Here is an 11,799-nt window from a genome sequence, read left to right as displayed (position 1 = left end):
ACTATAGTAGATGGGTGGGAAAATGAAGAAAATCATCAGCCAGGACTTCACAATGGATATGTACCGGGAGTTCTGCAAAGCCATCGTATCCTCGAAATATCCTGCCTTAACCTTTAGAGAGTATCTCTCATCGGAAACACCGAAAGATTTCATCATCCTTAGACACGATGTTGATAGAAAACCTTACAATGCTCTCCTGATGGCAGAGTTAGAGCACGAGTGCGACGTTAGATCGACTTATTATTTCAGGACGACCAAAGAGGCTTTTCAGCCCATGATCATGAAAAAGATCGAGGACATGGGACACGAAATAGGATACCATTATGAAACCCTGAGTAAGGCTAATGGGAACTTTGAGAGAGCTATTTATCTCTTCAAACAAGAGCTGAACCGATTTAGGGAGTATGTCAAAGTTGATACTATCTGTATGCATGGCAGCCCACTCTCAAAGTATGACAACAGAGACCTCTGGAAAAAGTACAGTTATAAACAATACGGAATAATCGGAGAAGCATACTTATCCGGAAAAAGCGTGATGAACTATTTCTCGGACACAGGCAGAAGTTGGAACAGCAAAAATAACCTCCGTGATCATATGGGGCAGAAGAAGGCAAATACTAATATCATCCACTCTACAGCCGATCTTATATCTCTTATCGAAAAGGGCGATGTGAGTAATGAGTATATTACCACACACCCGGAAAGATGGGCAATCAATGACTCTGAATGGGTCAAAGGATATATTAAGGATTCAATATTAAATTTTGGCAAAAAAAATATTATATTATTTAGAGAATTGTTCGGGTAACGTTAGATATGAGGTACAAAAGTGTATAGATTCGATCTACACATACATAGCTTATATTCATATGATTCAATGTTATCCCCGGCATTGATAATAAAAATAGCCGTTAAACGCGGGCTTAACGCCATAGCGATTACCGATCATAATTCTATAAAAGGCGGTATCAAAGCAAAAAATATTAAAGATAAAAATATTACTATAATTATAGGTTCGGAAATTAAAACGGATTGTGGAGATTTAATTGGGTTATATTTAAATGATGATATCACAAATTATGGCTTTTTAGATGTGATTGAAGAGATCAGGAAGCAAGATGGCATAGCGATACTTCCCCACCCGTTAAAACGAAAAGTAATGCCTACAACAGATATGTTAAAAAAAGTTGATCTATTCGAAGGTATAAACGGTAGAACAAGTAATGAGCTAAATCACCAGGGATTAGTGTTAGCTAAAAGTATCCAAAAAAGAACAATAGCAGGCAGTGACTCACATTATAGCTACGAAATTGGAAGAGTATATAACAGTATTAGTTATACTTCATCCGAAGAAGACTTGAGAAAAAATTTGTCAAATATGAATATCCAAGTTCATGGTACACCACTCGTAAAAATTTTTAGAGTATACAATACGATCACGGGTGAAGCTATTAAAAGGGTCATAAAATGAGTATCCCATGTCAGCAATAATCACAACAGCAAACAGCTCGAAAGCATTGGTTGTTACTAGAGACCTTGGCCAGCACCATGTTAAGGTAACGACAGCTGACCACCGTCCGTATGCCCTGTCATCGCTATCTAGATACTCTAATCAGTTTTTCAGATACCCAAGCCCAAAACTTGACACTATCGAATTTATCAACATCCTCGCTAAATATGTCGAGAACAATAAACATAGTGTACTCATACCAACACACTCTGAAGATACGTATGTTTTATCGAAGTACAAGTATAAATTTGATAAATTTATCAAATTACCCTTACACGATTACGACATAATGAAGAGAATGGATAATAAAGCTTCAATGGCGCTAATTGCCGAAGAACTAGGCATCCCCGCTCCAAAGACAATACTGATACAGGATTTAGAGGTGCTAAACGGTACTGCAGATAAACTGGAATACCCCGTGGTCATAAAATTAAGAGAGACAAGCAGCAGTAAAGGGTTATCGTATATCAACAATAAAGAAGATTTGATTAGCGCATATAAGCAGACTATAGTTAAATACGACTTAACTCCTGATAACTACCCCATTATTCAAGAATACATCCCCGGAGAGGGCTATGGTGTTTCAATGTTATTAAATAACGGAGATTTGCGAGCGAAATTTTCCCATAGGCGCATCAGGGAATACCCCATAACTGGAGGCCCCAGTACCTGCAGGATAAGTGTGGAACACCACGAAATGGAGAAATACGCAGCCAAAATACTGGAACACTTCAAATGGCATGGTCTGGCAATGGTGGAATTTAAGCTGGATAGCAGATCAAAAAAACCAGTCCTTATGGAAGTTAATCCCCGAATCTGGGGATCGATTAACCAGGCAGTTAGATCTGGCGTGCATTTTCCGTATTTACTGTACCAGATGGCTGTTGATGGCGATGTAAAACCGGTACTAAACTATAAGCTAGGGGTCATTACTAGAAATTACTTTGACGATTCGATGTCTCTGATTAAAACTATAGGAAAAAGTAAAAACTACTCACTGTGTAAAGAATTTGTAAAGTATTACGATGATGATATACTATCGTTACAGGATCCTCTTCCGGTCATAAATTACGTATATACCGGTATTAAGTCCTTAAAAACATGAGCATGAAGGCTAATTTATGAAAAAAAAAATATTGGTGATCACGAGTAATTATCCAAGATTCGATAAAGATAGCTATGGGTGGTTTGTTCACGAACTAAATAGAAGGCTATCCTATAAAGGTATGGAAATAAAGGTACTAGCTCCCCATACGAAATCGGCAAAGTTTACCGACAAGTTGGATGGTATTACAGTGTACAGGTTTCCGTATTTTATTCCACTATCTTTACAAAAACTAACCTACGGTTCAGGTATTGCTTTTAACTTGAAAAAATCTTTCTTAGCCAAAGTTCAAGTCCCGCTATTTTTCGTTATGCAGACGATAAGTACCATATATATCACAATAAAATATCGATTTGATGCAATTCACTCGCATTGGTTGCTACCTCAGGGACTGGTCGGTTGTATCTGTAAAAAGGCACTCGGTGTACAACATATTGTTACTATCCACTCATCTGAAGTAACCTTAGTTAAAAAGATACCCCTTGGTAAAAAAATTACTGAATTTATATTAAATAATTCTGATGCCATAATCTCGGTCAGCTCCCATAGAATAGATGAATTATTAAATTTTATTTCGCCGAAGGTAGCTGACAACGTCTGTAAAAAAGTGAGTATTATCCCAATGGGAGTTCAGATAAAAAAAATTTGTAATAATACTGATTCTGAATCTTTTAAAAGTACCTATGGCATTAACTCGAAATATGTTATATTATTCGTTGGAAGGTTAGTAGAAGTAAAAGGTTGTGAGTATTTAATACGTGCCTTTAAATCTGTCGTCGAGGAACGGGATAAAGATATACAGCTAGTGATTGTTGGAAACGGCCCCCTGGAAGATTCATTAAAAAACATGGCTATCGAGCTAGGAATTAATAAAAATATTATATTTAAAGGGTATGTCGATCATGACAGGATTGCCGACTATTTTGGCTTATCGGATATTGTCGTATTCCCTTCGATAGTGGATTCCTCGGGGTTTCAGGAAGGATTACCCGTAGTCCTTATTGAAGCCTTATCTGCCGGCAAACCAGTCATCGCCACAAACACCAAAGGGGTATTAGAAGTCATAGAAAATGGGTATAACGGCATCATCGTCGAACAAAAAAATGGTCCACAGATAGCTGAAGAAATTGATAATGTCATAAAAGATTCTGAGTTAAGATCCAAACTTTCAGTGAATGCTTTAGAGTATTCTAATAAATTTGGATGGGATAACATATCTGGCCAGTATATGAAAACATTAGAATCCGTTTTAGGAGATAATTAACATGGTAAAACTAAATATGCTGATCACTTCTTTATCTGTCGGTGGAGCTGAGAGGTGTGTCTCGGAACTAAGTTTGAACTTAGACCCGTCAATTGAAAGGGAAATCATTACGATACTCAATAATAATAGTTACCCAGTGAAAGACCCTATTATTTCTATGAACATGAAGATTGGATCTCCTAAAGTATTTTACGTGCTTGTAGCTTTCATTTTTGGCATCTTTAAATATCGAAGAATTATGAAAGAAAGTCAAGCTAATGTTTCAATGAGTTTTTTGGTTTTAGATAATTTTATTAATATAATATCTAATATTGGAAATAAGAATGTAAAAAAGATAATATCTGTACATATTGCCCTTTCAGAAAAGTTCAGTAATAGATATACATATAGTTTTACAAAATATATAATACGGCATATTTATGGAAATGCTGATTCTATCGTAGCAGTATCAGATGGTGTTAAAGAAGAATTGATAACAGAGTATGGAATTGATCAAAATAAAATTGTTGTGATATATAACCCGATTGATATAATAAATATTGATAAACTCTCAAAAGAACTAATTATTGATGATGAATTGTTTAATGGTAAAAATATTATCGTTTTTAATATGGGTAGATTAACTGAGCAAAAAGGTCAGTGGCATTTAATTAGAGCTTTCTCAAAGGTTAGAAAAAGTTGTGATTGTATATTAGTTATACGTGGAGATGGCCATCTAAAAACATATTTAGAATCACTTATTAGGGATCTTAATTTAAGCGATAGTGTTAAGTTTTTAGGGTGGAAAGAGAACCCTTATAAATATATAGCCCAATCAGCGTTGTTTGTATTTCCATCATTATGGGAAGCATTACCTTACGCAATAATTGAATCAATGGCATGTGGATGCCCAATTGTTTCAACAGATTGTAAATACGGGCCCAGGGAAATACTTGGTGATAATAAATATGGTGTATTAATTGGCAGATTTGACAATAAATTATATAACTATTTAGAACCACTAACAATTGAAGAAGAAAGACTTGCAGATGTTATCATACAGTTTTTAAATGATGAAAATTATAAAATGTATTATAAAGGTATGGCACTAAAGAGGTCACAAGACTACAACATGAAAAATAGTTTAAAGTCCTATGAATATTTAATAAATAGCAAAATATAATTTTGATAATATGATTAAGCTATTTAAAAAAAACAGTATATTAAAGGTTACTACGGCGATTTCATTCCTCTTAATCAGTATATCTCTACTATCCATTTATTATAATCCAACTAATGGTTACGAGTTATCAATATACGCATCAACAAATATAATTGTATTTATTGCGATAATTATTGCAATATTAAATGGGACAATATTAATAATATCAAAGTTATATTATAAAATAGAAAAATTTTGGTTAATTGGTTTTTTTCAAATATTGCTTAGTATGCTAATTATGATAATGCTATATTCTCTAAAAGGCTATGTTACATATTTGGGAAGAGGCGATACCCTTTCATATATTGGTTTCTCAAAAGATATTTTAACTCATGGACATATTCTTTATTATAACTTTTATCCGATTTCAACGATTTTCATATCTCAAATTAACATTATTTCTAATATCAATCTTACTATAGTTTGTAATTATATTTCTTCTATATATTATTTTATATATTTTTTATCAATTGTATGTGTTGCAAAATCGTTATATAACAATAGGATTAACATTATATTTACTGGATTAGCCGCATTACCGCTTTTTTTTGCATGGTTTTTTACGTCACCTTATTATGAATTGCTATCTGTGCTTACAATACCCATGTTTATATTTTTATTACAAAATTCACATGATATTAGGTATGTAATATTATGTATTACATATTGCATTTTGTATACGTTTTTTCATCCAATTACATTCTTTTTTGTACTATTATATATGATTATAGGATATATTTACAATAATATAAATAAATGTAAATATTCTAATTTTTCATTATTACTTATTATGACTATGTCAATAACATTTATTATATGGATTTTTGAAAATAAAATATTAATACGCCCATTAAATATAATTATAGATATATTACTTGGATTTTTCACAAACTCGACAACCGTATCAACTTCAACAAGTGCAATGTATTATCTTACAAAACTGGGATTATTTAATGCAGGAAAATCGTTTTTATTTATGGCATATGATGAAATCATATACTGTGTAATTATCATATCATTAATATATTGTATGGTAATAAGCAAAAAAATAATTTTATCACATAGATATAAATTATTATTGGTATGTTTCATTTCTGGCACCATATTTCTAGGCCTTACATTCTTTTTAACACGTATTCATACTGCAGATCGTTTAATTAACTTAAACATAAATATGATGTTAGCATCACCATTGGTCGGATATATACTATATTATACATTTAATAACAAAAAATATATAATAAATGTGATACTCATAATATTAGTAACATCTGCTATATTAACTACTATTTTTTCGTTGTACCCTTCCACTATGGAAATTCGCCCAAATCAGCAAGTAACTAAGTGTGAGATTAATAGTATGTCATGGTTAATAGGTAATAAAGAAATTAATTATAAAGTAATTGACATTGATACTCCTGTAATTAGATTTTCAGATTACTTATACGGTACTGATTATGGATTACACAGAAAAGATTTACAAAAAGATTTCATCATATCAGATCATTTTGGAATAAATCAATCAACCGACATATACCCTTCAGAGAGTAATAAATATCTTATAATTTCAAGATTTGATTATATTGCATATGCAGTAATTTATAAAGATATAAACAGATTTAATGAAGATGATTTCCGAAAAATTGATAATTGCATAAATATCAATAAAATATACAATAATGGAGAAGTTAAAATAAACTATATCACCGCATCACAGTCATAAACTCATATCCAAGCCTATAATTTTCGTTTTTTCACTAACATGTATCGGTAGATAGAGACACGTAGCGATCACATATATGACCGATGAACTTGAACATTAAGTGATATTTTTGAGGCCTGATAAAGAAAAATCTTATTTCTTAATGTTTACACGCGAAGTAGGATTAGTCCTATTTAAATCATATTTTTCCAGATCAATACAATCGTTACGCATATGCCTAAAAAGACCTCAGATATTAACCAAGCAATCGCAACACCAATTACCCCAAAAATATTAATTAATATCAGTGATAGAGATACGATTAGCAAGCAAGAGACGCCTTTTATTAGGTTTATCTGCTTAACATTTTTAATAATCTTATTTATCGATAGATAGATATAGATAGGCAATTCAAACAAACTCGATATTGCCAGAATTTTCAGAATGGTAAAGGATTGTTCGGAAAATTCTTTGTTGAAAATTAATAGTATTGTATCCCCAAATAAGTATATTACGATAATTGCCGGAATCAGAAGAAGTAGCGAAAAGACAATCGCCTTTTTCGCATTCTTTTTAATCGGTACCTCATGCGACCCTTCAACAAATAATGACATAGAGATGGAGGAAGAGATCATAAAGAGCGGTACGTATATTGAGTACGCTATGTAGAAATAGGCAGATTCCGAGGCTCCAGCTAACGATATGATGATTAAGGGAACAATACTGGTCGGTAATATATCTAATATGGAATAGGTAAACGTTCCAAGCGAATATTTAATAATATCATTTTTTTCTTGTAATTTAATATCATTACAATAGTGTATATCGATACTTTTTAACAAGTACTTTCCCACGATGACAGAAAGTAAAAATGTAACATCATAGATTATAAAAATGCCCAGTACACCAAGCGAAGAAAATACTAGCAATAAAGGTACTCTTATAATTAATGAAATATTTTGTAAAAATGACAGGTAGGGTTTTCGCAAAGCTATCAGTGTAATGTTTTGAATTGAATAAATCACGCTGACAATAATATACAATATATAGAATATTGATATCCACTGACCAAGTAAAAATTGTAAATCATCGGATGTAAAGTATATAATAAATAAAAATACGGTTGCACAAATAAGTGAAAACATTAAAACGATTACCGTAACAAAGCTATACAGTATGTTCCTTTTTTCTGCTGTAGGGATGTACCGTACGATTCCTGAGTCTAAGCCGAATTTAGAAATCGTTATGATTAATGATGCAGCGGAAGTTGCAGCTATGGCCAGTCCAATATCAGAAGACTGCATGGTTCTGGCTGCTACTATCCAGAATAGTAGTCCGAAGATAGCATTTGATGCATAATTAAGATAAATTGCTATTGAATTCAGATATATATGCTGGTGATATCGTTCCACAAAATGCATCATTTAGAACCAAATACGTTTTATCGCTAATAACACTATTTATAAGTCTTCAGACCACCACTTGCTCTAGTGCGTGTGCACACTCTTCGCCAGCCTTCATACTGGATTCCCATTCCAAGATTTATATCATGACTGTTTTTATCTCCTCTTCCAATTCCTTTATAAACAAACCCATGACTAATGAATGCCTCTGGGTCAACAATATTTCTTCCATCCACAATAATTGGATTGTTTTGATAGGATTGTTTCTTTATGAACTCTGGGCTATATGATTTATACAAATCATGCCCGGCGAATATTGCTATTGCATCTGCATCCTTCAAAGTCAAGTTTATATCGTGACCAATTTCGACTCCGGGATAATCCATTACATATGGATCATGTACATCGACCAGCGCACCGGCTTCTAACATTAAGTCCCTAAACAACTCTGCTGGAGTATTTCTCGCATCATCCGAGTTCTTTAAAAAGGCCCATCCGAGCAAAGCCACCTTAGATCCGGCCGGTTTCTTTTCGACCCTGGCCAGTGCATCAACAGTCAGGTTAAACATATGCCTGGGCATAAAGTCGTTTACGTTCCTGGCTAATACGAATATCGAATCCTTGCCTTCAGGATAGTCAAGCTTACCATTTAAGATTTTCACACCTCTCTCGAGGTGATACGTATCCTTAGTGAGGCAGTGACCACCTACGCCAGCGCCAGGATATAAAATTGCCCGAGTAATGCCATCGCCTTTAAGACTGTCGATGCCTGCTCTAACGTCATAGAAGTTGATACCCATAGCTTCGCAGTACAGCGCCAGCTCGTTGGCCGCAGCAATCTGCAGGTCCCGGAACGTATTCTCTGCGGTCTTGGTGACCTCGGCGGCCGTAGCGGTCATGGGAATGATTTTTCCCTTCGTTAGCACCGGAGAGTATAATTCAATAGCCCGGCTGGTGCTGACATTGTCGATGCCACCGACAATGCGATCGTGCTCCCGAATGTTTTGAAGAAGTCTTCCGACCATCACCCGTTCCGGCGCATGTGCCAACGCAAAGTCCTCGCCCGCGGTCATGCCCGACTCTTCTTCCAGTATCTTACGGGCCATTCCTGCGGTCGTGCCGGGCGTAATTGTAGACTCCAGGACAACCAGTGTGCCGGCAACCATATTTTGCCCCACCAACCGTAAACCCTCGGTTAGTGCACTAAAATCGGGTATTAAATCCTTAGGATCTTTAAAAGGGGTTTGGATCGACAGAGTAACGGCATCTAATTCAGAAATGCGGGAAAAGTCACAGGTGCATTTGAACTTATTAGCTGTAACGACTTTCTTGATAAGGTCCTCAAGTCCGGGCTCTTCACCCTTTAACGGGCTCTCGCCACGGTTAAGCATATCGATCTTATACCCGGAAGTCCTGGAAGCTCTCTGGAAGCCATAAACAAAATCGAATTTCGGGGAATCGGCAAATAACATTGCTGCTGGTATACCTACATAGCCCATGCCAATGACACCGATTTTTTTTATAGGCCCTTTTATCTGAAGCATTTGTTTTAATTTCCCGCTCATAATCTCAAACCCAAAAGATCAGTGCCATTAAAGGCAGTACGTTTTTTATCTATGGTTCAATTTATCAATTGCTTAGAACGCAACACGAAATAAGTTTTTTCCTGTTTGTGCTAATATCGTATACCATTTTTATTCTAATTTACTTTGCTACTTTTAGTCAAAAATGTAGGTTATAAGCTCTTAATGATAAAATAGATAAAGTTCACATAGGGTATGTACTGTATAATGCATTTATTATACGTTTTCTTGCGAATGTAGTAATATGGCTATCAATGACCAGTGTTTTGGCTATTACTGGTGCGAGATATCAATAATCATTTTCCCGGATTTTCCATCTCCGAATGGATTTGTCCACTTTTTATCCATGCATGACATAGCCCTCGATGCCCTGATGATATCATCATGCTCAAAGCCGGCAATAACATTAGCTCCAACCTCGACGGTCTCCGGCCGCTCCGTATTCTCCCTTATCGTCACGCAAGGCACCCCCAGGATACAACACTCCTCCTGCACCCCGCCAGAATCAGTAAGCACCAGCCTCGCATTAGACTCCGCCTTCAGAAACTCCATGAACCCTAGTGGATCAATAAGCCTTACCCCTGCCGGTATCTTAATGTCAAACGTCGCCAGCATCTTCCGCGTCCGAGGGTGCACAGGCAAAATCACAGGCATCCCCGCCTCTTCCGAAACCATTCCCAGGCCCTTAAAAATCTCCGATAACCGATGCTTATCATCGGTATTCTCCTGCCGGTGTATCGTAGACAACAAATAACCCTTAGGAACGACCCCAAGCTTCTCCAGGATATCCGAGTCCCGGGCGATCTTCAGGTTCTCGTTGACAGCGTCGACAATCGTGTTCCCGGTCACGAAAATTTTACTTTCCGGTATTCCCTCTTTCAACAACAGCGCCTTTGCATTTTCCGTCGGCGCAAACAGCAGGTCCGAGATATGATCAGCAACAACCCGGTTGATCTCCTCCGGCATGCTCCGGTCGAACGACCGCAGGCCGGCCTCTACGTGCCCAATCCGCACATGCAGCTTCGACGCGGCCAGGGCCCCCGCCAGCACGGTGTTGGTATCCCCCTGCACATACACGATATCCGGCTTCTCCTTGACCAGAATATCCTCAATGCCGGCCAGCATCTTCCCGGTCTGGTGGCCGTGGCTGCCCGAACCCACGTCCAGGTGATACCGCGGAAGCGGCAGCTTCAGCTCCTCGAAGAAGATCCGGTCCATGTCATAGGAGTAGTGCTGCCCGGTGTGAATGATAAAATAGTCAAGTCGCTGCTTCTCGCATTCGCGGATGATCGGGCTCATTTTGATGATTTCGGGCCGTGTCCCGAGGATGACGCAAAATTTCATTCGATCACTCGTTATTCGTGGTATTATGACTTAATAGATAAATAACTTAATAGTTAAAAAAATAATTCTTTCGGAACTGAAATGCGTCTATAGATGATTTTGCCCTATTTTGCCCTATTATGAATTAAGAAGAAACATAGAGAACGTCGATAGCAAAAGAAATCACCCGCTTCTTCCTGACCTTCGCGCGTTCCGCTGCCACTCGCAGGAAGTAATACTTTCATAGTGAACTGTTTTCTTGTAGTTAAGTGCCTATATGACTTTATACCCGACGAAACATACGTATAGAACTGGTCAGGTCGGTGTCGAAGTGGAACTTTTACTGGTCTCCCTGTTAGCAATCGTGCTATTATGGATTTCTATGGTAGCGTATATGATCTACAAAGACCACGGCATCGTCGAGTATATCGATGGAGTGCCATATAAAGATTTGATCTCGATTAACCTGCCGAAGAACGGGGAGCAGCTTAATCTCCGCAAGCGATGGAGAGCGCGTTTTAAGCGTGAACGATAGATCGCCGGCATACTGTTGAACGTTGTTAGCGTAACATAGTCTGGATAAGAGCCGCGAGGTGATACAATGGATCGGATCACAGATCGAAACGTCAAAAGCTGGATAGAGAGTTTCGTAGCGGCTATCATTGATAAGTACGACCCGGAGAAGATCTTATTGTTCGGCAGCAGGGC

At 36.7% G+C, this 11,799-nt stretch carries 10 protein-coding genes; 7 read left to right on the top strand and 3 right to left on the bottom strand.

Features of this window, described 5'->3' with window-relative positions; genetic code table 11:
* Positions 1-22: 22 nt before the first annotated feature.
* From NC238_16010 to NC238_15985, 6 genes are all read left to right on the top strand, one after another.
* Entirely contained in the window at positions 23-808 is a 786-nt protein-coding gene (locus NC238_16010; protein MCM1567412.1) for a hypothetical protein, read from the top strand.
* Between the two features lie 21 nt (positions 809-829).
* Positions 830-1,471 carry a PHP domain-containing protein gene (locus tag NC238_16005; GenBank protein ID MCM1567411.1) on the top strand — a complete coding sequence of 214 codons (642 nt, stop codon included), beginning with the start codon at positions 830-832 and terminating at the stop codon, positions 1,469-1,471.
* A 7-nt stretch (positions 1,472-1,478) separates the two neighbouring features.
* The gene (locus tag NC238_16000) at positions 1,479-2,615 is read left to right on the top strand and encodes an ATP-grasp domain-containing protein (protein MCM1567410.1); all 1,137 of its coding nucleotides are present in this window, start codon (positions 1,479-1,481) and stop codon (positions 2,613-2,615) included.
* Positions 2,616-2,631: 16 nt separating this feature from the next.
* Entirely contained in the window at positions 2,632-3,879 is a 1,248-nt protein-coding gene (locus tag NC238_15995; GenBank protein ID MCM1567409.1) for a glycosyltransferase, read from the top strand.
* Between the two features lies 1 nt (position 3,880).
* Complete coding sequence (locus NC238_15990) at positions 3,881-5,041, top strand: glycosyltransferase (protein MCM1567408.1); 1,161 nt, start codon at positions 3,881-3,883, stop codon at positions 5,039-5,041.
* 1,399 nt (positions 5,042-6,440) lie between these two features.
* Entirely contained in the window at positions 6,441-6,803 is a 363-nt protein-coding gene (locus tag NC238_15985) for a hypothetical protein (GenBank protein ID MCM1567407.1), read from the top strand.
* A gap of 173 nt (positions 6,804-6,976) precedes the next feature.
* On the opposite strand, the gene NC238_15980 is transcribed toward NC238_15985, so the two are convergent.
* The 3 genes from NC238_15980 to wecB form a co-directional block, all read right to left on the bottom strand.
* Complete coding sequence (locus NC238_15980; GenBank protein ID MCM1567406.1) at positions 6,977-8,086, bottom strand: hypothetical protein; 1,110 nt, start codon at positions 8,084-8,086, stop codon at positions 6,977-6,979.
* A 152-nt stretch (positions 8,087-8,238) separates the two neighbouring features.
* A complete protein-coding gene (locus tag NC238_15975) occupies positions 8,239-9,750 on the bottom strand; it encodes a nucleotide sugar dehydrogenase (GenBank protein ID MCM1567405.1) in 1,512 nt (503 codons plus the stop codon).
* A 291-nt stretch (positions 9,751-10,041) separates the two neighbouring features.
* Entirely contained in the window at positions 10,042-11,067 is a 1,026-nt protein-coding gene (gene wecB / locus NC238_15970; GenBank protein MCM1567404.1) for a UDP-N-acetylglucosamine 2-epimerase (non-hydrolyzing), read from the bottom strand.
* 301 nt (positions 11,068-11,368) lie between these two features.
* Here wecB and NC238_15965 point away from each other — a divergent pair, with 301 nt between their 5' ends.
* Positions 11,369-11,626 carry a hypothetical protein gene (locus tag NC238_15965; GenBank protein MCM1567403.1) on the top strand — a complete coding sequence of 86 codons (258 nt, stop codon included), beginning with the start codon at positions 11,369-11,371 and terminating at the stop codon, positions 11,624-11,626.
* The last annotated feature ends 173 nt before the right edge of the window (positions 11,627-11,799 follow it).

The sequence above is a fragment of the Dehalobacter sp. genome (assembly GCA_023667845.1).
GTDB lineage: Bacteria > Bacillota > Desulfitobacteriia > Desulfitobacteriales > Syntrophobotulaceae > Dehalobacter.
This window is presented reverse-complemented; position numbering and strand designations above follow the sequence as displayed.